23 protein-coding genes are annotated in these 23,859 nt (G+C 69.9%); 15 read left to right on the top strand and 8 right to left on the bottom strand.

From position 1 onward, the window contains the following. The first annotated feature begins 129 nt into the window (after window positions 1-129). From ASF45_RS20940 to ASF45_RS20895, 10 genes are all read left to right on the top strand, one after another. On the top strand, window positions 130-1,515 hold the full coding sequence (locus ASF45_RS20940) for an SLC13 family permease (RefSeq protein WP_056667315.1): 1,386 nt from the start codon (window positions 130-132) through the stop codon (window positions 1,513-1,515). Between the two features lie 16 nt (window positions 1,516-1,531). Then, entirely contained in the window at window positions 1,532-3,214 is a 1,683-nt protein-coding gene (mdcA, locus tag ASF45_RS20935; protein WP_056667312.1) for a malonate decarboxylase subunit alpha, read from the top strand. Between the two features lie 233 nt (window positions 3,215-3,447). Then, window positions 3,448-3,783 (top strand): malonate decarboxylase acyl carrier protein, encoded by a 336-nt coding sequence (mdcC, locus tag ASF45_RS20930; protein WP_056667309.1) that lies wholly within the window; start codon window positions 3,448-3,450, stop codon window positions 3,781-3,783. Further along, the gene (locus ASF45_RS20925) at window positions 3,780-4,676 is read left to right on the top strand and encodes a biotin-independent malonate decarboxylase subunit beta (protein ID WP_056667306.1); all 897 of its coding nucleotides are present in this window, start codon (window positions 3,780-3,782) and stop codon (window positions 4,674-4,676) included. Before mdcC ends, ASF45_RS20925 begins: the two co-directional genes overlap by 4 nt. A gap of 48 nt (window positions 4,677-4,724) precedes the next feature. Further along, window positions 4,725-5,711, top strand: coding sequence for a tripartite tricarboxylate transporter substrate binding protein (locus tag ASF45_RS20920; RefSeq protein WP_056667303.1), 987 nt, complete (start codon window positions 4,725-4,727; stop codon window positions 5,709-5,711). Window positions 5,712-5,734: 23 nt separating this feature from the next. Next, window positions 5,735-6,442 (top strand): biotin-independent malonate decarboxylase subunit gamma, encoded by a 708-nt coding sequence (locus ASF45_RS20915; protein ID WP_056667300.1) that lies wholly within the window; start codon window positions 5,735-5,737, stop codon window positions 6,440-6,442. Further along, complete coding sequence (mdcG, locus tag ASF45_RS20910; RefSeq protein WP_056667296.1) at window positions 6,439-7,098, top strand: malonate decarboxylase holo-[acyl-carrier-protein] synthase; 660 nt, start codon at window positions 6,439-6,441, stop codon at window positions 7,096-7,098. The genes ASF45_RS20915 and mdcG overlap by 4 nt, the downstream gene beginning before the upstream one ends. Next, the gene (mdcB, locus tag ASF45_RS20905) at window positions 7,095-7,952 is read left to right on the top strand and encodes a triphosphoribosyl-dephospho-CoA synthase MdcB (RefSeq protein WP_056667292.1); all 858 of its coding nucleotides are present in this window, start codon (window positions 7,095-7,097) and stop codon (window positions 7,950-7,952) included. The genes mdcG and mdcB overlap by 4 nt, the downstream gene beginning before the upstream one ends. Continuing rightward, window positions 7,952-8,851 (top strand): ACP S-malonyltransferase, encoded by a 900-nt coding sequence (locus ASF45_RS20900; protein ID WP_056667289.1) that lies wholly within the window; start codon window positions 7,952-7,954, stop codon window positions 8,849-8,851. The genes mdcB and ASF45_RS20900 overlap by 1 nt, the downstream gene beginning before the upstream one ends. A gap of 68 nt (window positions 8,852-8,919) precedes the next feature. After that, a complete protein-coding gene (locus ASF45_RS20895) occupies window positions 8,920-10,386 on the top strand; it encodes a M20 family metallopeptidase (protein ID WP_056667282.1) in 1,467 nt (488 codons plus the stop codon). A 60-nt stretch (window positions 10,387-10,446) separates the two neighbouring features. On the opposite strand, the gene ASF45_RS20890 is transcribed toward ASF45_RS20895, so the two are convergent. After that, window positions 10,447-10,944 carry a YidB family protein gene (locus tag ASF45_RS20890; RefSeq protein ID WP_056667279.1) on the bottom strand — a complete coding sequence of 166 codons (498 nt, stop codon included), beginning with the start codon at window positions 10,942-10,944 and terminating at the stop codon, window positions 10,447-10,449. Between the two features lie 120 nt (window positions 10,945-11,064). Beyond that, a complete protein-coding gene (locus tag ASF45_RS20885; RefSeq protein ID WP_056667274.1) occupies window positions 11,065-11,514 on the bottom strand; it encodes a carboxymuconolactone decarboxylase family protein in 450 nt (149 codons plus the stop codon). A 141-nt stretch (window positions 11,515-11,655) separates the two neighbouring features. On the opposite strand from ASF45_RS20885, the gene ASF45_RS36575 reads away from it, so the two are divergent. Next, on the top strand, window positions 11,656-11,979 hold the full coding sequence (locus ASF45_RS36575) for a GNAT family N-acetyltransferase (protein WP_235580989.1): 324 nt from the start codon (window positions 11,656-11,658) through the stop codon (window positions 11,977-11,979). Between the two features lie 186 nt (window positions 11,980-12,165). Beyond that, on the top strand, window positions 12,166-12,528 hold the full coding sequence (locus ASF45_RS20875; protein WP_056667271.1) for a hypothetical protein: 363 nt from the start codon (window positions 12,166-12,168) through the stop codon (window positions 12,526-12,528). A gap of 9 nt (window positions 12,529-12,537) precedes the next feature. Here the strand turns inward: ASF45_RS20875 and ASF45_RS20870 are convergent, their stop codons facing one another. From ASF45_RS20870 to ASF45_RS20860, 3 genes are read right to left on the bottom strand one after another with little or no spacing between them, the layout of a single operon-like run. Beyond that, window positions 12,538-13,704 carry an MFS transporter gene (locus ASF45_RS20870; protein WP_056667269.1) on the bottom strand — a complete coding sequence of 389 codons (1,167 nt, stop codon included), beginning with the start codon at window positions 13,702-13,704 and terminating at the stop codon, window positions 12,538-12,540. Window positions 13,705-13,717: 13 nt separating this feature from the next. Next, entirely contained in the window at window positions 13,718-14,431 is a 714-nt protein-coding gene (locus ASF45_RS20865) for a 16S rRNA (uracil(1498)-N(3))-methyltransferase (protein WP_056667267.1), read from the bottom strand. Between the two features lie 6 nt (window positions 14,432-14,437). Then, complete coding sequence (locus ASF45_RS20860; protein WP_056667265.1) at window positions 14,438-15,559, bottom strand: aminoglycoside phosphotransferase family protein; 1,122 nt, start codon at window positions 15,557-15,559, stop codon at window positions 14,438-14,440. A gap of 120 nt (window positions 15,560-15,679) precedes the next feature. Here ASF45_RS20860 and ASF45_RS20855 point away from each other — a divergent pair, with 120 nt between their 5' ends. From ASF45_RS20855 to rsmA, 3 genes are read left to right on the top strand one after another with little or no spacing between them, the layout of a single operon-like run. After that, complete coding sequence (locus ASF45_RS20855) at window positions 15,680-18,088, top strand: LPS-assembly protein LptD (protein ID WP_156473115.1); 2,409 nt, start codon at window positions 15,680-15,682, stop codon at window positions 18,086-18,088. Next, window positions 18,088-19,419: a peptidylprolyl isomerase gene (locus ASF45_RS20850; protein WP_056667261.1), complete on the top strand. Its 1,332-nt coding sequence runs from the start codon at window positions 18,088-18,090 to the stop codon at window positions 19,417-19,419. The genes ASF45_RS20855 and ASF45_RS20850 overlap by 1 nt, the downstream gene beginning before the upstream one ends. Further along, the gene (gene rsmA, locus ASF45_RS20845) at window positions 19,416-20,174 is read left to right on the top strand and encodes a 16S rRNA (adenine(1518)-N(6)/adenine(1519)-N(6))-dimethyltransferase RsmA (RefSeq protein WP_056667253.1); all 759 of its coding nucleotides are present in this window, start codon (window positions 19,416-19,418) and stop codon (window positions 20,172-20,174) included. Before ASF45_RS20850 ends, rsmA begins: the two co-directional genes overlap by 4 nt. Window positions 20,175-20,437: 263 nt before the next feature. Here the strand turns inward: rsmA and ASF45_RS20840 are convergent, their stop codons facing one another. From ASF45_RS20840 to ASF45_RS20830, 3 genes are all read right to left on the bottom strand, one after another. Further along, the gene (locus ASF45_RS20840; RefSeq protein WP_369802150.1) at window positions 20,438-20,860 is read right to left on the bottom strand and encodes a barstar family protein; all 423 of its coding nucleotides are present in this window, start codon (window positions 20,858-20,860) and stop codon (window positions 20,438-20,440) included. Window positions 20,861-20,901: 41 nt separating this feature from the next. Further along, window positions 20,902-21,300: a ribonuclease domain-containing protein gene (locus ASF45_RS20835; RefSeq protein WP_056667248.1), complete on the bottom strand. Its 399-nt coding sequence runs from the start codon at window positions 21,298-21,300 to the stop codon at window positions 20,902-20,904. Window positions 21,301-21,482: 182 nt separating this feature from the next. Next, the gene (locus tag ASF45_RS20830) at window positions 21,483-23,819 is read right to left on the bottom strand and encodes an NADP-dependent malic enzyme (protein WP_056667245.1); all 2,337 of its coding nucleotides are present in this window, start codon (window positions 23,817-23,819) and stop codon (window positions 21,483-21,485) included. Between the last annotated feature and the right edge of the window lie 40 nt (window positions 23,820-23,859).

Here is a 23,859-nt window from a genome sequence, read left to right as displayed (position 1 = left end):
GCATTGCGGCCGGAGCTTGATTGATGGGGAGGGATGGGCTGCGTATCTTCAGTCTCCAGAGACACAGGGCTTGCCGCCAACCGGCGTCGGGCGCCACCTGTGCAGCACGCCGATACGGCAGGAGACAAGATGACCGCCCACTGGATCTCGATCTACACACTCGGAGGAATGTTCGTGCTGGCCACGGTACTGCCCATCAACATGGGCGTGATCGCCTTTGTCGGGGCCTTCCTGGTCGGCACGCTGGTGGCCGGCATGAACGCCAAGGCCATCATGGCCGGCTTTCCGGCCGACCTGTTCCTGACGCTGGTGGGCATCACCTACCTGTTCGCGCTGGCGCAGAACAACGGCACCATCGACTGGATGGTCAAGGGCGCGGTGCGCGCCGTGCGCGGGCGCATCGCGGCGATCCCGTGGATCATGTTCTTCATCGCGGCCCTGCTGACCGGCGTGGGCGCCGTGAGTCCCGCGGCGGTGGCCATCATCGCGCCGATCGCACTGGGCTTTGCCGCCAAGTACCACATCAACCCGCTGATGATGGGCCTGCTGGTGATCCACGGCGCACAGGGCGGCGGCTTCTCGCCCATCAGCATCTACGGCGGCATCACCAACAAGATCGTCGCCGCGGCCGGCCTGCCGCTGAATCCCATCGTCACCATGACGGCCAGCCTGGCCGTGAACCTGGCCGTGGCCGCCCTGCTGTTCGTGCTGATGGGCGGCATGCAGCTGACCCGCCAGCGCAGCGATGCGCGCAACACCGGCTTCGACGTGCCGCAGGTGGCGCATGGCCAGGGCGGTGCCCAGGTCTATGGCGATGCCGAGGGCGAGTCGCTCGGCGAAGAGCGCCGCACCGCCGCGCAGGCCGACGATTCGCTGATGGATGCCGGCCCCGGCACGCAGGATGCCCAGGGCGAACGCTGGTACCAGGTGGCCACCGTCATCGGCCTGCTGGCGCTGGCCGTGCTGACGCTGTTCTTCAAGCAGGACATCGGCTTCGTCTCCATCACCATCGGCCTCGTGCTCACGCTGATGGCGCCCAACCTGCAAAAGCGCGCACTGGGCCAGGTGTCGTGGCCCGAGATCATGCTGATCGTCGGCGTCAGCACCTTCGTCGGCGTGATGGACAAGATGGGCACCATCGACTTCGTCGGCCACAGCGTGGCGGCGCTGACCTCGCCGCTGGTGGCGGCCTTGCTGCTGTGCTTCGTCGGCGCGGTGATCTCGGCCTTTGCCTCGTCCACGGCCGTGCTGGGCTCGCTGATCCCGCTGGCCGTGCCGTTCCTGCAGGGCGGCGGCTCGGGCGATGCCGGGGTCAGTGCCATCGGCTTCATCGCGGCCATGGCGGTGTCGTCCACCATCGTCGACGTCAGCCCTTTCTCGACCAACGGCGCGCTGGTGCTGGCCAATGCACGTGGCGTGAACCGCGACGTCTTCTTCCGCCAGCTGATGGTGTACGGTGCGGCGGTCACGCTGATCGCACCGGTCGTCGTCTGGCTGCTGTTCGTGGTCCTTTGAACAACCCCCGCATCCCATGACAACCAGAGACTGGAACACCCGCGCTGCCAACCGCGCCGCCCGGCTGGCGCGCGCCGCACAGGCCCTCGGCCCGCAGCTGGTGGGCAAGCAGTTGCCGGCCGAGGCCATCGGCCAGCTGCTCGAGGCCGTGATCGAACCCTTCGACCGCGTCTGCCTGGAGGGCAACAACCAGAAGCAGGCCGACTTCCTGGCCAAGGCGCTGGTGCAGGTGGACCCGGCGCGCGTGCATGACCTGCACATGGTGCAGTCGGTGCTGGCGCTGCCCGAGCACCTGGACATCTTCGAGAACGGCATCGCGGCGAAGCTGGACTTCAGCTTCTCCGGGCCGCAGGGCGCGCGGCTGGCCCGCATGGCCTCGGGCGGGCGCATCGCCATCGGCGCCATCCACACCTACCTGGAGCTGTTCGCGCGCTACTTCGTCGACCTCACGCCGCAGGTGGCGCTGGTGGCGGCCCATGCGGCCGACGCCGAGGGCAACCTCTACACCGGCCCCAACACCGAGGACACGCCGGCCATCGCCGAGGCCACGGCGTTTTCGGGCGGCATCCTGATCGCGCAGGTCAACGAGCTGGTGGACGGGCGCACCACCAAGCTGCCGCGCATCGACATCCCGGCCGACTGGGTCGGCTTCGTCGTCAAGGCGCCCGCGCCCAACTTCATCGAGCCGCTGTTCACGCGCGATCCGGCACAGATCAGCGAGATCCAGGTGCTGATGGCCATGATGGCGATCAAGGGCATCTACGGCGAATACGGCGTGCAGCGGCTGAACCACGGCATCGGCTTCGACACCGCGGCCATCGAGCTGCTGCTGCCCACCTACGGCGAGCAGCTGGGCCTCAAGGGCAGAATAGCCAAGCACTGGGCGCTGAACCCGCACCCGGCGCTGATCCCGGCCATCGAGGCCGGCTGGGTGCAGTCGGTGCACTCCTTCGGCTCCGAGCTGGGCATGGAGGACTACATCCGCGCGCGCTCCGACGTGTTCTTCACCGGGCCCGACGGCAGCCTGCGCAGCAACCGCGCCTTCTGCCAGGCGGCCGGGCACTACGCCTGCGACCTGTTCATCGGCTCTACGCTGCAGATGGACCTGGACGGCAACAGCTCCACCGCCACGCTGGGCCGCATCGCCGGTTTCGGCGGCGCGCCCAACATGGGGGCCGACGCGCGTGGCCGGCGCCATGCCAGCGACGCCTGGCTCAAGGCCGGCGCCGAGGCGCGCGCCGGCCGCAGCGGCGCGGCCGGCACGCCACGGGGGCAGAAGCTCGTGGTGCAGATGGTGGAGACCTTCCGCGAGCACATGCAGCCGGCCTTCGTCGAGCGGCTGGACGCCTGGACGCTGCAGGAGCAGGCCGGCATGGCCCTGCCGCCCATCATGGTCTACGGCGAGGACGTGACCCACGTGCTGACCGAGGAAGGCATCGCCAACCTGCTGCTGTGCCGCAGCGACGAGGAGCGCGCGCAGGCCATCCGCGGCGTGGCCGGCTACACGGCCGTGGGCCTGGCGCGGGACAAGCGCATGGTGGAGAACCTGCGTGACCGCAAGATCATCCAGCGGCCGGCCGACTTGGGAATCGACCCGCGCGATGCCACGCGCAACCTGCTGGCCGCACGCAGCATGCGCGACCTGGTGCGCGCATCGGGCGGGCTGTACCAGCCGCCCAAGCGCTTTCGGAACTGGTAAGGAGTAAGAAGCTGTGAACGGATTCCTCACACCCACGCGAGGCCCCCTATGACAACCTGCTTTCTGTTCTGGCGCTGCGCCAGGGGCCTCGCCCTCCGGGCCGGGGCACGCCAGGCCGCATGCGGGCGTTGCAGGCCTTGCCCTGGCATCAGCCAGGGCGGCGGCCTGCGCCTACGCATGCGACCCGCCGCACCCCGTCGTGGGCGCGATCAATCCATTCACAGCTTCTGACCATGAGCGACATCCCCGCAGGGCTCGAAACCCTGGACTTTTCCTACGCCGGCGGCCGTGCCGCTGGCGCGTTCGCACCGGTGCTGGTCGGCGTGGTCGGCTCCGGCAACCTGGAGGTGATGCTGGAGTCCGCGCCCAATGACGACTGCAGCGTGCGCGTGCAGACCTCGGCCCGCGGCTTCGCCCCGATCTGGCAGGCCGTGATGGACGACTTCCACACCCGCCATGGCCTGGCCGGCCTGCGCGTGTCCATCAACGACATGGGCGCGACGCCCGCCGTCGTGAGCCTGCGGCTGGACCAGGCCGTGGCCGAACTGCCGAACGGAGCGCAGCCATGATCAGCTATGCCGAATGCTCGGCGCGCGAGCGCCTGGCGCTGCTGCTGGACGCCGGCAGCTTCCACGAATGGCTGCCGCCGGCCGAGCGGCTGACCAGCCCGCACCTGGCGCAGCTGGGCGTGCCTTCGGCCTTCGACGACGGCGTGGCTATCGGCCGTGCGCTGCTGGACGGGCAGACCGTGTTCGTCGCCGCGCAGGAGGGCGCCTTCATGGGCGGCGGCGTCGGCGAGGTGCATGGCGCCAAGCTAATGGGCCTGCTGCGGCGCGCGCTGCGCGACCGGCCGGCCGCGGTGCTGCTGCTGGCCGAGTCGGGCGGCGTGCGGCTGCACGAGGCCAACGCCGGGCTGATCGCCGTGTCCGAGGTCATGCGCGCCGTGCTCGACGTGCGCGCCGCCGGCATCCCGGTGGTGGTGCTGATCGGCGGCGCCAACGGCTGCTTCGGCGGCATGGGCATCGTGGCGCGCTGCGCCGACCAGGTCGTCATGAGCGATGTCGGCCGGCTCGCGATGTCCGGGCCCGAGGTGATCGAGGCCTCGCACGGCGTGGACGAGTACGACGCGCGCGACCGCGCGCTGGTCTGGCGCACGAGTGGCGGCAAACACCGCTGGCTGACGGGCGACTGCGATGCGCTGGTGGAGGACGATGTGGCCGCCTTCCGTGCCGCCGCCATCGCGGCGCTGGGCGCCGCACGTCCCGTCACCTTGCAGGCATTGGAAGACGAGCATGCGCTGCTGGCCGAGCGCCTGGCCGCCGTGCCCGAAGCGCAATGGAACGATGGCGTGCACGACGACGCCACGCGGCTGTGGGAACGCCTGGGCGTCGCCGACGCGCAGCGCGTGCCCGCACTCGATGTGGCGGCGCTGCTGGCGCTGCATTCCCACGGCGGCCGCTGAGTCCGGCACGACCCCACGCAGCTTTTCACAACGACTGGAGACAACACCATGCAGAACCTCTTCGACCGCCGCAGCCTGCTGCGCGCTGGCGCCGCCGGCATTGCCCTGAGCAGCCTGGGCCTGCGCGCCCAGAGCGGCTGGCCCACCAAGCCCGTCACGCTGGTCGTGCCGTTCCCGGCTGGCGGCGGCACCGACGCGTTCGCGCGCCCGCTGTCGGCCCAGTTCGCCAAGCAGACCGGCAAGCAGCTCATCGTGGACAACCGCGGCGGCGCCGGCGGCACGCTGGGCGCGACCATCGCCGCGCGCGCCCAGCCGGACGGCTACACGCTGTTCATGGGCGCCATCCACCATGCCATCGCGCCCTCGGTCTATCCCAAGCTCGAGTACGACCTGCAGCGCGACTTCGTGCCACTGGCGCTGCTGGCCGAGGTGCCGCAGGTGCTGGTGGTCAACCCCAAGCGCGTGACGGCGCCGGACTTCAAGAGCTTCCTGGCGGAACTCAAGAAGAGCCCGGGCAAGCTCAACTACGCCTCGGCCGGCGGCGGCACCTCGCACCATCTGGCGGGCGAGCTGTTCAAGCTGCAGACCGGCACCTTCATCACCCACATCCCCTACCGCGGCGCGGGCCCGGCGCTGCAGGACCTGATCTCGGGCAACGTGGACATGATGTTCGACGGCCTGGGTTCCTCGGCCGCGCACATCAAGGGCGGGCGCATCAAGGCCCTGATGGTGGCCGGCGCCCAGCGCAACCCCTCGCTGCCCGACGTGCCCTGCGCGGCCGAGCTCGGACTGCCTGACTACAAGGTCACGACCTGGTACGGCCTGTGGGCACCCAAGGGCACGCCGGCCGAGGCCCAGGCGCGCATGGTCGAGGAGGTCAGGAAAGCCGGCGCCGCCGACGAGATCCGCGCCGTGTGGGCCAGCAACGGCGCGCACTTCGGCACGCTGACCCCCGCGCAGTTCGGCGACTACGTGCAGGCCGAGATCACACGCTGGGCCGGCGTGGTCAAGGCCGCCAACATCAAGCTCGATTGACAACTTCTTCCGGGAACCTCGCCATGCCGCTCGACTGGAACCTTCTTGCCACCCAACTGTTCGGCGCCGACCACGGCATCCAGGCCGAGGGCGACTTCCTGCACGGCACGCCGCTGCTCGACGGCGCACCCATCACGGTGGTGGGCACGACGGGCCACGCGCCCATCGGCGTGGCGCTCGCGCTGGCCCAGGCCCGCGTGGTGTTGGACACCATCGCCCGGCATCCGGGCCGGCCCATCGTGCTGCTGATCGACACCCAGGGCCAGCAGCTGCGCCGGCGCGACGAGCTGCTGGGCATCAACCGCGCGATGGCGCATCTGGGCATGGCCATCGACCTGGCACGGCGCAGCGGCCACCGCGTGCTGGGCCTGGTCTACGACCAGGCGCTGTCGGGCGGCTTCATCACCTCGGGCCTGATCGCCGACGGCTGTTATGCGCTGCCCGAGGCCGAGATCCGCGTGATGCGCATTCCGGCCATGGCCCGCGTGACCAAGCTGCCCGAGGCCATGCTGACCGCGCTGTCCCAGGCCAACCCGGTGTTCGCGCCCGGCGTGGACAACTACGTGGCCATGGGCGGCGTGCGCGCGCTGTGGCGGGGCGACCTGCAGGCTGCGCTGCGCGAGGCGCTCGTGCAGACGCCCGTGGACGATGTGCGTGCCCAGGATGGCGCCGCGCGCGGTGGGCGCAAGCTCGCGGCCGCGGTCGCGCAGAAGGTGCTGGACGCAGCATGACGGCTCTGCACCGCCACCAGCTCGTGCGGCTGACCGACGCCGGTTGGCAGCAAGTGCTGGCAGGTAGCAGGGACGCGCAGGCGCAGGCCTGCCTGGCGCACTGGGCGCTGCAGCGGCTGCCGCTGGTCGTCACGCGGCAGCGGCCGCAGGCCGAGGGCACCATCTGCCTGGGGCTGCCGGCGCCGGGCCGGTGGGAACGCCGGCGCATCGCGCTGGCCGTGTCGGCGGCGCACATCGCGCAGCACGCAGCCTTTCCGCCGGCCAGCGCATTGGCGCCGCTGCTGGGCGCCGCGCAGCGCCGACCCTGGCGCGCGCTGTGCGGCGGCCTGGCGGCCAGCGGCGTCGCGGCGCGCGTCTACGGCAGCCATGGCTGGCAGCTGTTGACCGGGCTGGACCACCTGCGGCCGGGCTCGGACATCGACCTGTGCATCGCTGTCGATGGTCCCGCGCAGGCCGATGCCGTGGCCGTGCTGCTGCAGTCCTGGTCGGACGGGCTGCGACTGGATGGCGAACTGGTGTTCTCGGGCGACCGCGCCGTGGCCTGGCGCGAATGGCTGGCCTGGCGCGCCGGCCGCGCGGCCCAGGTACTGGTCAAGCGGCTGGATGGCGTGGCCCTGGCCGATGCGCCGTTCTGGCAGGCCGAGGAGGCCGCATGACGGCGCCGGCGCTGCGGCGCGCCGCGCAGGCCGGCGCCACGCCACAGGCCATCGGTCGCGCGGCCACGCTCGCGCTCTACGACGAGCTCGCGCTGAGCCCCAAGCCTGGCCTCGTGACGCTGGTGGACAACGGCAGCCATGCGGACATGGACGCCGCCACCTTCGTGCGCAGCCTGTTCGCGCTGCGCGGCTACTTTCCGCGCATCGCCGCGCTGGGCCGGGCCGGCGCCGGCTTCGCGGCGCTGGAGCAGTGCGGCATCGCGGCCGAGGCGCGCATGCTGGCCGCGACGGGCGGCATCAACACGCACCGCGGCGCGGTGTTCCAGCTCGGCCTGCTGTGCGCTGCGGCCGGTGCAGCGGCGCAGGAGGGCGCGCCATTGCGGCCAGCCGCCGTGCGCGCGGCCCTGGTCGCGCACTGGGGCGCGGCGCTGGCCTTGCGCGCCCAGCGCGCGCCCATGCTGCCCGGCGGCCGCGTGTCGCGGCGCCTGGGCCTGCGCGGCGCTGCACACGAAGCGGCGGCCGGCTTCCCGGTGCTGTTCGACACGGCGCTGCCGGCGCTCGCCGCAGCGCGGGCGCGCGGCCTGGCGCCGCCGCTGGCCCGGCTCGATGCGCTGTTCCATGTGATCGCCGTGCTCGACGACAGCAACCTCGCCCTGCGCGGCGGCTTGGAAGGCCTGCGCCATGCCCAGGCCGCGGCGCGCGGCTTCCTGGCCGCGGGCGGTGCGGCGCAGCCCGACGCGCTGGCGCAGGCGGCTGTCATCGGCCGCGATTTCGTGGCCCGACGCCTGTCGCCCGGCGGCGCGGCCGACACGTTGGCCGCCGCTTGCTGGCTGCAGCGCCTGGACGCACTCTGATGGCCTGGGCGCTCGTGTTCTCTGGCCAGGGCGGCCAGCACCCCGGCATGCTGCCCTGGCTGGGCGAGGACGCGCTCACGCGCAGCGTCGACGCGCGGCTGGGCGTGGCCGACTGGCGCGCCAGCCTGAGCGATGCCGACTGGGGCGCGCGCAACGCCCATGCCCAATGCCTCCTGACCGGGCTGGCGCTGGCGGCCTGGTCGCAGCTCGCGCCGCTGCTGCCGCCGCCCGCGGCCATCGCCGGCTACAGCGTGGGCGAGCTGGCGGCCTTCAGCGCGGCCGGCGTGTTCGACGCCACCACGGCGCTGGACCTGGCGCAGGCGCGTGCCGCCGCGATGGACCGCTGCGCCGCCCAGGCGCCGGGTGGGTTGCTCGGCCTGAGCCAGTGCGCGCCGGCCGTGCTGGAGCGGCTGCTGACCGACAGCACCCTGGCCATCGCGATCCGCAACGGCATCGACAGCGTGGTGCTGGGCGGCCCACCCACTGCGCTGGCGCGGGCCGAGACCGCCGCCGTGGCCGCGGGCGCGCACGCCACGCTGTTGCGCGTGGCCGTGGCCTCGCACACGCCCGCCATGCAGCCGGCTGCGGCCGCATTCGCCGAGCGGCTGGCCAGCCTGCCGCTGGCGCGCCCGCACACGCCGCTGTTCAGCAACGCGGCCGACCGCGTCGCCAGCACCGAGCAGGCCCGCCATGCGCTGGCCGCGCAGATCGCCACCACGGTGCGCTGGGACGAGTGCATGGACAACCTGCAGGCGCGCGGTGTGGGCCGTGTGCTGGAGATCGGCGCCGGCCAGGCGCTGGCACGCCTGTGGAACCAGCGCCACCCCGGCGTGCCGGCGCGCGCGGCCGACGAGTTCCGCAGCGTAGAGGCCATTGCCGCATGGCTGATGCGGACCTGAACCCCCTGGCCTGACGCCACGCCGGCCTTGTGGTGCAATGCCCTCTTTGCGCCCTGGAGTGCCCCGCCATGAACGCCCGTGTCCCCGCCAACGTGCTCGATGCCAACGCCGCGCTGACCCATGCCACGCGCGCCTGGGACGATGACATCGTCCGCCAGCTGACCGACTACATCGCGATTCCGGCCAAGTCGCCATCCTTCGACCCAGACTGGGCGGCGCATGGCCACCTGGAGACGGTGATGCGCAACGCCGCGGCCTGGGTCGAGGCCCAGAAGGTGCCGGGCCTGCAGTTGGAGATCGTGCGCCTGGAAGGCCGCACGCCGGTGCTGTTCTTCGAGATCCCGGCCAGCGGCACGACGGCGACGCAGACCGTGCTGATGTACGGCCATCTGGACAAGCAGCCCGAGTTCAACGGCTGGCGCACCGGCCTCGGCCCCTGGACGCCCAAGTACGAGGACGGCAAGCTTTACGGCCGCGGCGGCGCCGACGACGGCTACGCGGTCTACGCCAGCATCGCGGCCGTGCAGGCGCTCAAAAGCCAGAACGCGCCGCACCCGCGCATCGTCGGCCTGATCGAGACCTGCGAGGAAAGCGGCTCCTACGACCTGCTGCCCTACGTGGACGCGCTGCGCCCGCGCCTGGGCGACGTGGCGCTGGTGGTCTGCCTGGATTCGGGCGCCGGCAACTACGACCAGCTCTGGCTCACGACCAGCCTGCGCGGCCTGGCCGGCGGCGTGCTCAAGGTCGAGGTGCTGACCGAGGGCGTGCACTCGGGCGACGCCTCGGGCCTGGTGCCGTCGAGCTTTCGCATCATGCGCCAGGTGCTCGACCGGCTCGAAGACAGCGCCACCGGCCGCCTGCTGCCGGCCAGCTTCCACTGCGAGGTGCCGGCCGAGCGGCTGGCCCAGGCCCAGGCCACGGCCGCCATCCTGGGCGACGAGATCTACAAGCGCTTTCCCTGGGCGCACTACGACTGCGGTGGTGCCGTGCAGACCGCGCTGCCGACCACCACCGACCCGGTGCAGGCGCTGCTGAACCGCACCTGGCTGCCCACGCTGTCGGTGACCGGGGCCGATGGCTTTCCCGAGATGCGAGACGCCGGCAACGTGCTGCGGCCCTACACCGCGTTCAAGCTCTCGCTGCGGCTGCCGCCGCTGGTCGACGCCGCGCAGGCCGTGCAGGAGCTCAAGACCCTGCTGGAAGACAGCGCGCCCTACCAGGCCCGCGTGACCTTCCAGGGTGGTGGCGGCGCCACGGGCTGGAACGCACCGGCCACGGCGCCATGGTTCGAGAACGCGCTGAGCGCGGCCTCGCAGGCGCAGTTCGGGGCACCGTGCGGCTACATCGGCCAGGGCGGCACGATTCCGCTCATGAACATGCTGTCGGCCGGCTTCCCCAAGGCGCAGATGATGGTCTGCGGCGTGCTGGGCCCCAAGAGCAACGCCCATGGGCCCAACGAATTCCTGCACGTGCCCTATGCCAAGCGGCTCACGGCGGCGGTGGCGCAGGTGATCGCCGCCTTCCCGGCGGCCTGAGCAGGCGAAAAAAAGCCGCCCGGCGCTGGCGCGCGGGCGGCCGTGGGCCAGCGGGCCAACTCAGCGGCGCTGGCCGAACGCCTCCAGCATGCCGAACAGGCCTTCATTGCCGCCGGCCGTGCCGGGCTCCGGCATCCGGCCCTGTGGCGTCATCTGGTCGACCAGGCCGGGCAAGATCTGCGACAGCTGGCTGGCCAGATCACCGCCGCCCATGCCCAGCTGCGAGCCCAGCTCCGAGAGCCGGTCCTGGCCGAACACCTGGCCGAGCTGATCCGCCGAGACCGGGCGGTTCTGGCCGGTGCCGATCCACGAGCCCAGCACGTCGCCGAGCCCGGCCTGGTTGAATTGCTCGGCCAGACCGTCCAGCGGGCCGCCCTGCGCCTGGGCCGACCGGCCCTGGCCGCCCATCAGCAGGCCCATGAGCACCTGCAGCAACTGCGGGTTGCTGGCCAGCGCGCCAAGGATCCCGCCCAGACCGCCCTCCGCGTTTGCACCGGGTTGCTGGGGGGACTGGCCACCGTTCAGGACGGAACCGAGCACGGAATCGAGAAGGCCCATGATTGCCTCGCAGGTGTGAAGAAGGGGAGCGCATTGTGCGGCCGTCGTTTGTATACATGTGCAACTAATTCACATCCACGGCATTCGGCCGCGCCCCGCACGCCTGCGCGAGCCGCTGATTCAGACCTTGGCCCGTGGCTTCAACCGGAAGCTGATCCCCATCCGGTTGATGGCGTTCATGGCGGCGATGGTCAGCGTCAAGTCCACCAGGTCTTTTTCCCCGAACGCCGCCGCAGCGGCTGCATAGGCCTCGTCGGATGCGTGCGTTTCGCTGACGCGGGTCACTTCCTCGGACCAGGCCAGTGCCGCGCGTTCCTGATCGGTGAACAGGTAGGCGGCTTCGTGCCACACGGGGACGAGCACGATCTTCTCGACCGACATGCCCTCCTTGATGAGATCCCGCGTGTGGATGTCGATGCAGTGCGCGCAGCCGTTGAGCTGCGAGACCCGAAGAAAGACGAGGTGGACCAGTCGGCTCGGCAGGCTCGTCCCGGTCGTGACGAAGTGGTGAAGGCCGCCCACGGCCTTTGCTCCTTCGGGCGAGACGGCGAACCAATTTGCGCGCTGCATACGCTGCGTTCCTTTCGTGTGCGTTGAAGAAGTGACGGCCGGCGACAGGCTTGGCCATCCCTTCCAAGACGCGCGACGGCGGGAGTTTGTGACAGCTTGCGCGAAGGAGGCCAGCGCCACGCTGCGCTCCCGGACAGCGTGATGCCTTCCCTCGCGTGCGACCATGCGACCATGAAAACCTGTTCCCCGGAAATTCGCCTCGCATCCGTCGATGACGTGAGCGCAATGTTCAGGGTCAGGGCGTCGGTCGGGGAAAACACGATGACGCCGACCGAGCTTTCGGCGATCGGCGTCACACCGCAAGCCATCGCCTTGGCCGTTGAAAGTTCACCGTGCGCGTGGGTAGCGATCGTCGCCAAGGAAGTCGTTGGCTTCTCGATGGTCGATTTGGACAGCGGATGCTTGTTTGCCTTGTTCGTGCTGCCGGAACATGAGGGCTGCGGAATAGGCACGCGCCTGACCTAGACCTGTGAACGGGCTTTGTTCCAGCACCACCCCAAGGCGTGGCTTGAAACCGCGAATGCAAGCCGTGCGGCGCGGCTCTATCGTCACCTTGGATGGGGAAACGACATCGACATTGGTGGCGGAGATGTACGGCTGGAAAAGCATCGCCCATAGCCGCCTGGGGCGCATCGCTGCCGCGCGCAGGCCATGGTCTCGCTGCTGACCGCCTTTCGCCACACGGGCGGCGACGAGGGCATACCCCTGCAGGCCGTGGTGCCGGAGAACGCGCCGTCGCTGATGGCGATCCGCAAGGACGCCGGCGTGGTGCTGGTGCTGCGCGATCCGGCGCAGCCAACGCGTCCGGCGCTGGGCCTGCGCGTGGACGACGTGCTGACCATGCTGGACGTGGCCGACACCCAGATCCACCCCGTGCCCGACAGCTTCCTGCACAGCTCGCCACGCGTCGACGGCCTGCTGGGCGTGCTGGCGAACGACCGGCAGGGCACGTCCAAGGTGCTGCTGCAGGCGCTGGACGCGCAGGACCTGCTCGCGCGGCTGACCGGCGGTTGATGCCCGCGTTCAGGCCGCAGGCGTGCGCCGGCGCCAGGCCAGCCAGAGCAGGCCGGCGCCCGTCAACGCCACCGGCAGCAGCGAGCCGTAGTTCAGCAGCGTCCAGCCGCGCGTGGTGACCAGCACGCCCGAGGCGAACGAGGTCAGCGCCAGCGTGGCGAACATGCAGAAGTTCAGCACGGCCTGGGCCTTGTCCTTCTCCTGGGCCGTGTAGGCCTGCAGCGACAGCGTGGTCGCACCCGTGAACAGGAAGTTCCAGCCCACGCCCAGCGCGAACAGCGCCACCAGGAAGTGGTGCAGTTCCACGCCGGACAGCGCCACCGCGATGCAGGCCAGGTTCAGGACCAGGCCCACGCTCATGACAGGCAGCGTGCCGTAGCGCTTGATCAGGTGGCCCGTGAAGAAGCCCGGCGCGAACATGCCGATCACATGCCACTCCAGCACCAGCGCGGCCGCGGAGAACGGCAGCCCGCACTGCTGCATGGCCAGCGGCGTGGCCGCCATCAGCAGGTTCATGACACCGAAGCCCAGCGAGCCGGCCAGCGCCGCGACGATGAACACGGGCTGGCGCACGATCACACCGAGCGGCCGGCCGCCGTTGCCCTGCTGCGCGGCGGGTGCCGGTGGAAACTGGATGAAGGACAGCAACGCGGCCGACAGCAGGGCCGCCACGGCCAGCGCCACATAGGCGCCGGCGAAGGGCACGGCGAACCAGTCGCGCGTGGCGTTGGCCAGGTTGGGCCCCACGATGCCGCCCAGCAGGCCACCTGCCATGACCAGCGACACGGCCTTCTCGCGCTGCGGCGCGGCCGCCAGTTCGGCCGCGGCGAAGCGGTACAGGCTGGCGTTGGCGTTGTAGTAGCCGGCCACCACGGTGGCGCCGCACAGCAGCCAGAAGTTCTTGGCCAGCACCGCCGCCATGCACAGCAGCGCCGAGCCGAAGGCCACACCCAGCCCGAGCAGGAAGGAGTGCTTGCGGCCCCAGCGCTTCTGCGTGCGCGCCACGAGGCCGGTGCTCAGCGCGCCGCCGACCACGTAACCCATGACGGGCAGGGTCGCCATCCAGCCCAGCGGCGCGAGCGACCAGCCGACCAGGCCGTTGATCGCGATGAAGGTCACGTTGTTGACCAGGAACAGTGCCTGGCACAGCGCGAGCAGCCAGAGATTGCGATTCATGGCGGGCGATGCCTCAGTGGTTCAGCGCGGCCAGCGCGGCCAGCGGCGCGGTCTCGGCGCGCAGCACGCGCGGCCCCAGTGTGAGCGGGGCGAAGCCGGCGGCGATCGCCAGGTCTTCTTCTTCGGGTGTGAGGCCGCCCTCAGGCCCGTTCAGCAGCGTGACGGCAGTGGCTGGCGCCAGTTGCCGCAGCGTGCGGGCACCCTCGCGCAGCGACAGCAGCAGACGCAAGCCCGCATCTGCTTCCGCTGGGCGGGCCAACCACGGCGCGAGGTCGGCCGCCGGATGCACGGTGGGCACCCGGTTGCGGCCGCATTGCTCGCAGGCGGCCACGGCCACGGCCTGCCAGTGCGCTGCCTTCTTGGCCGCGCGCTCGCCCTGCAGGCGCAGCACGCTGCGCGCCGACACCAGGGGCTGGACGCTGGCGGCGCCGAGCTCGGCAGCCTTCTCGACCAGCCAGTCCATGCGGTCGTTGGCCGGCATCACGACGGCCAGGTGCACGGCCTGAGCGGTCTCGCGCTCGATGGCATGGTGGGCGCCGATGCTGACCTGCACATCGCTGCGGCCCATCTGCGTGACGGTGGCCTCGAACTCGCCGCCCTCGCCATTGAACAAGGTGAGCGCATCGCCGGGCTGCAGGCGCAGCACCTGCACATGGCGCGCGGCGCCGGCCGGCAAAGCCAGCGCGGTGCCGGTGGCCAGCGGAGAGGGGCAATGGATGCGCGGCACCGGCGGCTACATCCGGCCGTAGGCGAAACCCGTGACGGCCTGCGTGCCTTCGATCTGGTCGACCAGGTGCATCAGGGGCTTGAGTTCGCGGTAACGGCCGGCCGTGGCACGGATGTAAGCGATGAAACGCGGCGTGTCGGCCAGGTACTGGGGCTTGCCGTCGCGCAGCGTGAGCCGCGCGAAGATGCCCGCCACCTTGAGGTGGCGCTGCAGGCCCATCCATTCGACGGCGCGGTAGAAGGTGCCGAAGTCGTCGCCCCAGCCCGAGGCACTGCGCTCGCCGAGCAGGCCGGCCTTCTTCGCTTCCTGCCAGTAGCGCACGGTGATGTCGAGCACGAAGTCCTCGTCCCAGCTCAGGAAGGCATCGCGCATGAGGCTGGCGATGTCGTAGGTGATGGGGCCGTACAGCGCGTCCTGGAAGTCCAGCACCCCGAGGCGCGTGGCGTCGCCGGGCAGCAGCATCAGGTTGCGCGGCATGAAGTCGCGGTGCACGTAGACGCTGGGCGCGGCCAGGTTCTCGGCCACGATGGCGTTGAAGGCCTGCTCCAGCGTGGCGCGCTGGGCGTCGTCGAGCACCACGCCGCGGTGCTTGGCGAGGTACCAGTCGGGGAACAGCGCGAGTTCGCGGTGCAGCACGGCCTCGTCGTAGGGCGGCAGCACGCCGGGGCGCGAGGCCAGTTGCCAGGCGATCAGCGCGTCGACGGCCTGGCGGTAGCGGCCCGCGTTGGGGGCGGCGTTGGCACGGTCCATGCCCTGCAGCATGGTCTGGGTGCCCAGGTCGGACAGTAGCAGGAAGCCGGCAGCCTGGTCCCATTCCTGCACCTCTGGCACCGTGAGGCCGGCCTCGCGCATCAGCGCGGCGACGCGCACGAAGGGTTCGCTGTTTTCCTGGGCGGGCGGCGCGTCCATGACGATGCGGCTCGCGCCGCCTTCGGTCCCGATGCGCAGGTAGCGGCGAAAGCTCGCGTCGGCCGAAGCCGGCTGCAGCGTGGCGGGGACGAGGTGGTGGCGCGGCGCGATGGCGGCGAGCCAGCCGTGGAACGCGGCTTCGCGCTGCGGGTCGGACCAGGCCACGGCTGGCGGCGTTTGCGGGCCGGGCACGCCGGTTGGTTCGGTCTTCTGGCTCATGGATAATCGATTCTACAAACCGGCTTGCCGGCAAGCCCCGGGGCTGGTGGCGGCTTCAGGCCCGCCCCTTCGTCCAACGCTAGACTGCCCCGGATGCCCGGACCGTCCCTGATCTCTTCGATGCCTCCCGTCCCTTCCGTCCTGCCCGAGCGTTCTCTTGTCGGCGGTTTCGCCCTGTGCCACGCGGCTGGTGCGGTCGCGGCGCTGGTGCTGCTGCTGGCCGCCGACGGCGCGCGTGCGCAGGCGGCCGCGGACACCGCGCCGCTGCAGCTCAAGCCCAGCGAGCGGCTGGCCGAGCAGGTGCCGGCCGATGTGCGCGAGCAGCTGCCGACCTTCTTCTCCGGCCAGCACACCTCGGGCCGGCCCAACCTGGAAACCGTGATCGAAGGCGACGCCATGATGCGCCGTGGCGACACCATGATCCAGGCCGACCGGCTCGAATACGACCAGGCCTCGGACCAGGCCAAGGCCCAGGGCAGCGTGCGCATCAACCGCGCGGGCGACGTGTACGAAGGCCCGGCACTTGAACTCAAGGTCGACGCCTTCGAGGGCTTCTTCCAGAGCCCGCGCTACCAGCTGCTGCGCGCCGGCGCCCATGGACAGGCCAGCCGTGCCGACTTCATCGACGACAAGCGCTCGGTGCTGCACGACGCCACCTACACCACCTGCAAGCGCCAGCCCGGCCCGAGCTGGCTGCCCGACTGGGTGCTGACGGCCACCACCATGAACCTGGACACCGAGCAGGACGTGGGCGAGGCCCATGGCGGCGTGCTGCGCTTCATGGACGTGCCGGTGCTGGCGCTGCCGACCTTCACCTTCCCGCTCAGCGACGCGCGCAAGTCGGGCTTCCTGCCGCCCACGGTGGCGCTGGACAACCTCAACGGTGTCGAGCTGCTGGTGCCCTACTACTGGAACATCGCGCCCAACCGCGACGCCACGCTCTACCCCTCGGTCATGAGCAAGCGCGGCGTGATGCTGGGTGGGGAGTTCCGCTACCTGGAGCCGACCTATACCGGGCAACTGCGGTTGGACTACATGCCCAGCGACAAGCTGCGCGACCGCGACCGCTGGTCCTACGAGGCCAAGCATTCCGGCGTGATCCAGACTGGCGTGAAAGGCATCGGCAACCTGGCCTTCTCGCTGGATGCCAACCGGGTCAGCGACAACGACTACTGGCGCGACTTTCCCAGCACCACGACCTCGCTGACCGAGCGCCTGCGCACCACCGACGCCAACCTGCGCTGGTCGCAGGGCGACTTCTCGGCAGGCTTGCGCGCGCTCAAGTACCAGACGTTGCAGGACGTCAGCGCCCCCATCACGCCGCCCTACGACCGGCTGCCCCAGATCACGGGCCGGTACGGCCGCTACGACGTGGGCGGTTTCGACTTCTCGGTCGACGCCGACTACACCCAGTTCTCGGCCGACCGCAGCTACACCAACCAGCCCAACGCCAAGCGCGGCTTCCTGCTGGGTCAGATCAGCCGACCGTGGGTGCGGCCGGGCTGGTTCTTCACGCCCAAACTGCAGTTGCACGCCGCCAAGTACGAATTCGATGCACCGCTGGCCAGCGGCGCCACCAGTGCCACCCGCACCGTGCCGACCTTCAGCATCGACAGCGGCCTGGTGTTCGAGCGCGACGCCAATTTCTTCGGCAAGGCCTGGCGCCAGACCCTGGAGCCGCGGGCGTTCTACGTGAACACGCCGTACCGCGAGCAGAACAGCCTGCCCATCTACGACACCAGCGCCACCGACTTCAACTTCGGCACCATCTACAGCGAAAACACCTTCACCGGCAACGACCGCATCTCCGACAGCAACGTGCTCACGCTGGGCGTGGACACCCGCTTCCTGCAGCCGGACACGGGCGCCCAGGTGGCGCGCTTCGGCGTCGCGCAGCGCCTGCGCTTCAAGGACCAGCGCGTGTTCCTGCCGGGCGGTGCCGTCGTGGACGACCGTGTGAGCGACTTCCTGGCCGGCGCCTCGGTGAACTGGGATCCGCTGTGGTCGACCGACGCCACGGTGCAGTACAACCCCGACACGCGGCGCTCGGAGCGTTTCACGGTCTCGGGGAAGTACAGCCCGGGCAACTACCGCGTCGTCAGCACCGCCTACCGCATGCAGCGCGCCACCAGCGGCCTGCCGGAAAGCGAGCAGGTCGACGTCGGCTGGCAATGGCCGCTCAACGATCTTTGGGGCGACCGTGGCCAGGACCTGGGACCGGGCCGCGGCCTGGGCTCGGGCCGGTGGTACAGCGTGGGCCGGCTGGCCTACAGCCTGCAGGACCGCCAGTTCGTTGATTCCATCATGGGCCTGGAGTACGACGGCGACTGCTGGATCGGCCGCATCGTGGTCGAGCGCACCCAGCGCTCCAACGCCGCGGCCAACAACAAGATCATGTTCCAGATCGAGTTCGTCGGCCTGGCGCGCCTGGGCTCCAGCCCGCTCAAGACCTTGCGCGACAACATTCCCCGCTACCAGTTCCTGCGCGAGCAGGTGACCACATCGAGCCGGTTCGGCTCCTACGAGTGATGCAACAGTCCAAGCGCCGCATGGCGCCCGCTTCCTTCCTGACCGCCGTGGCCCTGGCCGCGGCCTGCTGGACTGCTGTGCCAGCCCAGGCCCAGGGCGCGGCGCGCGCGTCCGACTTCATCGTGGCCGTGGTCAATTCCGAGCCGATTACCAACCTGGAGGTGCAGCGCCGCACTGCGCGCATGGCGCAGCAGCTGCGCCAGCAGGGTGGCCGCATACCGACCCAGGCCGAGCTCTCGCGCCAGGCACTGGAAAGCCTGGTCGTCGAGCGCGCCCAGCTGCAGCAGGCGCGCGAGGCGGGATTGAAAGTCGACGAAGCCGCCATCAATCTGGCCGAACAGAATGTCGCGCGGCAGAACTCGATCGACGTGGCCGAGCTGCGCCGCCGCATCGAGCGTGACGGCATGACCAGCACGCAGTTTCGCAACGAGCTGCGCGACCAGATCCTGATGTCGCGCCTGCGCGATCGCGAGCTCGACTCGCGCGTGCGCGTGAGCGATGCCGAGGTCGAGCAGTACTTGCGCGAGCAGACCGAAGCAGCCCCCGCGGCGCCCAGCGAGATCAACCTGGCCCAGGTGCTGGTGGCCGTGCCAGAGAACGCCACGCCGCAGCAGGTCGCCGAGCGCCTGGCGCGTGCGCAGGACGTGGAGAAGCGTGCCCGCGCGGGCGAGGACTTCGCCGCCCTGGCGCGCAGCTTCTCCGACGGAACGGACGCCGCGGCCGGCGGCGAGATGGGCCTGCGCAGTCCCGACCGCTACCCCGAGCTGTTCCTGCAGGCCACGGCCCAGCTGCCCACCGGCGGCATCACGGCCCCGGTGCGCTCCGGTGCCGGATTCCACATCCTCAAGGTGGTCGAGAAGCGCCAGGGCGGCATGCTGCAAAGCATCACGCAGCAGCACGCGCGCCACATCCTGCTGCGCATCGATGCCCAGCAGACCGAGGCCAATGCACGCGAGCGCCTGGCCACCATGCGCCGTCGCATCGAGGCCGGCCAGGCCGACTTCGCCGCGCTGGCCCAGGCCAGCTCGCAGGATGGCAGCGCCGCGCAGGGCGGCGACCTCGGCTGGTCCAACCCGGGCCAGTTCGTGCCCGAGTTCGAGGAAGTGCTCGATGCGCTGCGCCCGGGTGAGATCTCGGAGCCCATCGTCTCGCGCTTCGGCGTGCACCTGATCCAGCTGCTGGAGCGGCGCCAGTACCAGCTCAACCCGCGCGAGCAGCGCGAGGTGGCGCGCAACATGGTGCGCGAACGCAAGATGGACGAGGCCTACCGCAGCTGGCTGCAGGAACTGCGTGGCCGCGCCTACGTCGAGCTGCGCCAGGCTCCGCAGTGAAGCACATCGCGCGCAAGCGCTTCGGCCAGCATTTCCTGTCGGATTCCGGCGTCATCGACGCCATCGTGCGGGCCATCACGCCGCAGCCGGGCGATCCCATGGTCGAGATCGGTCCGGGCCTGGCGGCGCTGACCCAGCCGCTGGTCGAGCGCGTGGGCCGGCTCACCGTCATCGAGCTCGACCGCGACCTGGCCGAGCGGCTGCGCCGCCATCCGCAGCTCGCGGTGGTCGAGTCCGACGTGCTCAAGGTCGACTTCACCGCGCTCGCGGCCGCCGCAGGGCGCAAGCTGCGCGTGGTCGGCAACCTGCCCTACAACATCTCCACGCCCATCCTGTTCCATCTGCTGCACCATGTGGACCAGGTGCACGACCAGCACTTCATGCTGCAAAAGGAAGTCATCGACCGCATGGTGGCCGCACCGGCCACTGCGGCCTATGGCCGGCTCAGCGTGATGCTGCAGTGGCGCTACGCGATGGAGGACGTGCTGTTCGTGCCGCCCGAGAGCTTCGATCCGCCGCCCAAGGTGGACAGTGCCGTGGTGCGCATGGAGCCCTTGGCGCAGCCGCCGCAGTTGGAGGTGCCACTGCTCAGCGAGCTCGTGCAGGTGGCGTTCAGCCAGCGCCGCAAGCTCCTGCGCCACAGCTTGGGCCGCTGGCTCGAGGCGCGCCAGTTCGCCGGCCACTTCGACCTGCAACGCCGGGCCGAGGAAGTGCCGGTGGCCGAGTACGTCGCGCTGGCGCAGGCGGCACCATGAAAAACGCCCGTCGGTGACGGGCGTCTTGCGAAACCGGTGGTGGGTGCTTCAGGCCGCTGCCAACCAGTAACCCGCGTTGAAGGGGCTGCTCATGCGCAGCGCCAATGGAGAGACGTCGACCAGTTTGTCGGTCGGCATCTTCTCGCCCGACTCCGTGGTGGCAGATGCTGCCGCCACTGGGGTCGTCGTGAGTGCAATGCCGGACACGGCATCGCCCTGGGCCTCGTTCGCCCGTTCCGCTTGGCTGGTGTGTGCGGAACGGGCTACAGAAAAGAATAGAAACAGCGGAACGGGATCTTGCGGTCGCCCCAGTAGTCGGCTGCGTCGCGGAAGATGTCCAGCAGTTGCTCGCGCGCTTCCTTGTCGAACTTGGCGTTCGCGGGGATCTGCTCCAGCACGACGATGAAGCCGGGCTGCGGGCCGGACTTGTGCAGCGGGTCCGTCATGCAGTCGTACAACGCGTCGAAGTTCTTGCCGAAGTGCGTCGGGAAGGTGAACTGCTGCGCGATCAGGTCCAGCACGTCCTGCTTGCTCTGGGCGTTGGCCAGGTTGGCGTACAGGAAGTGGTGGCCCATGGACTGGGCGGCCTCTTGCAGGTCGGCTACGCGAAACGCCCGGATCGATTGGACGATGTTGGTTCGCACGGTACGCAGAGGCTGGTCCAGCTCCGCTTTAACGTTGGTCATCAAAATACCTCGGTCTCACAAAAACAAGAATCGCCCGCCCTTCACGGCGCGATCTTGCGAAAACTCGCATAGTGGTCGCTGGTGTAGTAGCAACCATCCGGTGTCGTCGGGTGCAGGCCCCCGCAGACGATGCGCCGCGCACCCCGGCTGCGCGCACCTTCCCTGGCCACCGTGTACTCGCGGTAATAGCCTCGCTTCTCCACGGGAAGCAGGCGCTCGCGGTTGAAGAACACGGTGCCGTCCTTCTCGTACGGGAACGGGCCGCCTTGCAGGATCCGTTGGTAAGTCGCCTGGCCTTCCCGAGGCAAGGCGTCCAACGCCACCGTGGCGCCCTCGGCCGAGGTCCGCGCCTGCACCGAAACAGTGCAAGCCGTCAGCGCCACCGCCAGCAAGCCGCGCCAAAGCGGACGGCTGAAGGTGTGGCAAATCGTGGACAGCATGGGAAACAAGAAAGGCGCACAGACCGCACGGATTCGTGCGCGGGCTCCGGGTTAACCCCCGGATCGAAGCGCGCTAGTGTGCCCCAAGGCCCCAGGAAACGCAAGGCCCATGCCCAAAAAACAGGCATGGGCCGCAAGGGCTTCGCATCGCACCAAGTTAGTGCTTGCTTGGCCCGCGAGCGTCAGCGCAACGCGTTCGCGTCGGCGACAGTGAGCGCCGTCATGTTGACGATGCGACGCACGGTGGCACTGGCGGTGAGGATGTGCACCGGCTTGGCCGCACCGAGCAGCACTGGACCGATGGCGATGTTGCCGCCCGCTGCCGTCTTGAGCAGGTTGTAGGAAATGTTGGCCGCGTCGATGTTGGGCAGCACCAACAGATTGGCATCACCGGCCAGCGTGGAGTGCGGCATGATGCCCGCGCGCTGCTTGCCGTCCAGCGCCACGTCGCCGTGCATTTCGCCGTCGACCTCGAGCCAGGGCGCCTGGGTGCGCAGCAGTTCCAGCGTGCGGCGCATCTTGACGGCGCTCGGGTGCTGGCTGGTGCCGAAGTTCGAATGCGACAGCAGCGCGGCCTTGGGCTTCAAGCCAAAGCGCATCATTTCCTCGGCCGCCATGGTCGTGATCTCGGCCAGCTCTTCGGCGGTGGGATCGTAGTTCACGTGCGTGTCGACCAGGAACACCTGGCGGCCCGGCAGCATGAGGCCGTTCATGCAGGCGTAGATGGGCACGTCCTGCGGCGTGCTTTCGCAGCCGCCCGGCCGCTTGCCGATCACCTGGTCGATGTAGTGCAGGTGGTTGTGCGTCGTGCCCCAGGTGCCGCAGATCAGGCCGTCGACCTCGCCCTTGTGCAGCAGCATGGCGCCGATCAGCGTCAGGCGTCGGCGCATCTCGATCTTGGCGACCTGCTGCGTCACGCCCTGGCGCTCCGTCATGCGGTGGTAGGTCTGCCAGAAGTCGCGGTAGCGGTGGTCCTGCTCGACGTTGACGATGTCGTAGTCCAGCTCCTCGCGCAGGCGCAGGCCGAACTTCTGGATGCGCTGCGCGATGATGGCCGGGCGGCCGATCAGCGTGGGCCGGGCGATGCCTTCGTCCACCACGATCTGGCAGGCCCGCAGCACGCGCTCTTCCTCGCCTTCCGAGTACGCCACGCGCTTCTTGGCGGCGTTCTTGGCGGCCGTGAAGATCGGCTTCATCGTCGTGCCCGAGGCGTAGACGAAGCTCTGCAGCCGGTCGCGGTAGGCGTCCATGTCCTGGATCGGGCGCAGCGCCACGCCGCAGTCGGCCGCCGCCTGGGCCACGGCCGGCGCGATTTTCATCATCAGGCGCGGGTCGAAAGGCTTGGGGATCAGGTATTCGGGGCCGAAGCTGAGCTTCTCGCCCACGTAGGCTGCCGCCACCACCTCGCTCTGCTCGGCCTGCGCCAGGTCGGCGATGGCATGCACCGCGGCGATCTCCATCTCGTCCGTGATGGTGGTCGCGCCGCAGTCCAGCGCACCGCGGAAGATGTAGGGGAAGCACAGGACGTTGTTGACCTGGTTCGGGTAGTCCGTGCGGCCCGTCGCCATGACCACGTCGTCGCGCACCGAGCGCGCGTCCTCGGGCGTGATCTCCGGGTTCGGGTTGGCCAGCGCGAAGATCACGGGCTTGGGCGCCATCTTGGCGACCATGGCGGGCTTGAGCACGCCGCCGGCCGACAGGCCCAGGAACACGTCGGCGCCGTCCATCACCTCGTTCAGCGTGCGCAGCTCGGTGGCCTGGGCGAACTGGGCCTTGTCATCGTCCATGAGCTCGGTGCGGCCCTTGTAGACCACGCCGGCCAGGTCGGTGACCCAGACGTTCTCACGTTTCAGGCCGACCTTGAGCAGCAGGGTCAGGCAGGCCAGCGCCGCTGCGCCGGCACCGGAGGCCACGAGCTTGACCTCGGCGATGTTTTTGCCCACCACCTTGAGGCCGTTCAGCATGGCGGCCGCCACCGTGATGGCCGTGCCGTGCTGGTCGTCGTGGAACACCGGGATCTTCATGCGCTTGCGCAGCTCGCGCTCGACGAAGAAGCAGTCCGGGGCCTTGATGTCTTCCAGGTTGATGGCGCCGAAGGTCGGCTCCAGCGCGGCGATCACGTCGACCAGCTTCTGCGGGTCCTTCTCGTCGATCTCGATGTCGAACACGTCGACGCCAGCGAACTTCTTGAACAGCACGCCCTTGCCTTCCATGACCGGCTTGGAGGCCAGCGGGCCGATGTCGCCCAGGCCCAGCACGGCCGTGCCGTTGGAGATCACGGCCACGAGGTTGCCGCGGGCCGTGTACTTGAAGGCGGCGTTGGGATCCTTGACGATCTCCTCGCAGGGCGCGGCGACGCCGGGCGAATAGGCCAGCGCCAGATCGCGCTGGTTGGTCAGCTGCTTGGTCGCCGTGACCGAGATCTTGCCCGGCGTCGGGAACTCGTGGTACTCGAGCGCTGCGCGGCGCAGCTCGGCGCGTTTGTCTTCGGTGCTCACCGGATTCGAAGGGCTGGCCATGCTGGCGTCTCCTCTGGCGGCGAGCTGTGCGGACCTCGTT

The organism is Pseudorhodoferax sp. Leaf265, from assembly GCF_001422365.1.
In the GTDB taxonomy this organism is placed as follows: domain Bacteria; phylum Pseudomonadota; class Gammaproteobacteria; order Burkholderiales; family Burkholderiaceae_C; genus Pseudorhodoferax.
This window is presented reverse-complemented; position numbering and strand designations above follow the sequence as displayed.

What these genes read in the sequence shown, in the direction of transcription:
- ASF45_RS20940 (WP_056667315.1), top strand. Translation starts at nt 130, where the DNA reads ATGACCGCCCACTGGATCTCGATCTACACACTCGGAGGAATGTTCGTG.
- mdcA (WP_056667312.1), top strand. Translation starts at nt 1,532, where the DNA reads ATGACAACCAGAGACTGGAACACCCGCGCTGCCAACCGCGCCGCCCGG.
- mdcC (WP_056667309.1), top strand. Translation starts at nt 3,448, where the DNA reads ATGAGCGACATCCCCGCAGGGCTCGAAACCCTGGACTTTTCCTACGCC.
- ASF45_RS20925 (WP_056667306.1), top strand. Translation starts at nt 3,780, where the DNA reads ATGATCAGCTATGCCGAATGCTCGGCGCGCGAGCGCCTGGCGCTGCTG.
- ASF45_RS20920 (WP_056667303.1), top strand. Translation starts at nt 4,725, where the DNA reads ATGCAGAACCTCTTCGACCGCCGCAGCCTGCTGCGCGCTGGCGCCGCC.
- ASF45_RS20915 (WP_056667300.1), top strand. Translation starts at nt 5,735, where the DNA reads ATGCCGCTCGACTGGAACCTTCTTGCCACCCAACTGTTCGGCGCCGAC.
- mdcG (WP_056667296.1), top strand. Translation starts at nt 6,439, where the DNA reads ATGACGGCTCTGCACCGCCACCAGCTCGTGCGGCTGACCGACGCCGGT.
- mdcB (WP_056667292.1), top strand. Translation starts at nt 7,095, where the DNA reads ATGACGGCGCCGGCGCTGCGGCGCGCCGCGCAGGCCGGCGCCACGCCA.
- ASF45_RS20900 (WP_056667289.1), top strand. Translation starts at nt 7,952, where the DNA reads ATGGCCTGGGCGCTCGTGTTCTCTGGCCAGGGCGGCCAGCACCCCGGC.
- ASF45_RS20895 (WP_056667282.1), top strand. Translation starts at nt 8,920, where the DNA reads ATGAACGCCCGTGTCCCCGCCAACGTGCTCGATGCCAACGCCGCGCTG.
- ASF45_RS20890 (WP_056667279.1), bottom strand. Translation starts at nt 10,944, where the DNA reads ATGGGCCTTCTCGATTCCGTGCTCGGTTCCGTCCTGAACGGTGGCCAG.
- ASF45_RS20885 (WP_056667274.1), bottom strand. Translation starts at nt 11,514, where the DNA reads ATGCAGCGCGCAAATTGGTTCGCCGTCTCGCCCGAAGGAGCAAAGGCC.
- ASF45_RS36575 (WP_235580989.1), top strand. Translation starts at nt 11,656, where the DNA reads ATGCCTTCCCTCGCGTGCGACCATGCGACCATGAAAACCTGTTCCCCG.
- ASF45_RS20875 (WP_056667271.1), top strand. Translation starts at nt 12,166, where the DNA reads ATGGTCTCGCTGCTGACCGCCTTTCGCCACACGGGCGGCGACGAGGGC.
- ASF45_RS20870 (WP_056667269.1), bottom strand. Translation starts at nt 13,704, where the DNA reads ATGAATCGCAATCTCTGGCTGCTCGCGCTGTGCCAGGCACTGTTCCTG.
- ASF45_RS20860 (WP_056667265.1), bottom strand. Translation starts at nt 15,559, where the DNA reads ATGAGCCAGAAGACCGAACCAACCGGCGTGCCCGGCCCGCAAACGCCG.
- ASF45_RS20855 (WP_156473115.1), top strand. Translation starts at nt 15,680, where the DNA reads ATGCCTCCCGTCCCTTCCGTCCTGCCCGAGCGTTCTCTTGTCGGCGGT.
- ASF45_RS20850 (WP_056667261.1), top strand. Translation starts at nt 18,088, where the DNA reads ATGCAACAGTCCAAGCGCCGCATGGCGCCCGCTTCCTTCCTGACCGCC.
- ASF45_RS20840 (WP_369802150.1), bottom strand. Translation starts at nt 20,860, where the DNA reads ATGACCAACGTTAAAGCGGAGCTGGACCAGCCTCTGCGTACCGTGCGA.
- ASF45_RS20835 (WP_056667248.1), bottom strand. Translation starts at nt 21,300, where the DNA reads ATGCTGTCCACGATTTGCCACACCTTCAGCCGTCCGCTTTGGCGCGGC.
- ASF45_RS20830 (WP_056667245.1), bottom strand. Translation starts at nt 23,819, where the DNA reads ATGGCCAGCCCTTCGAATCCGGTGAGCACCGAAGACAAACGCGCCGAG.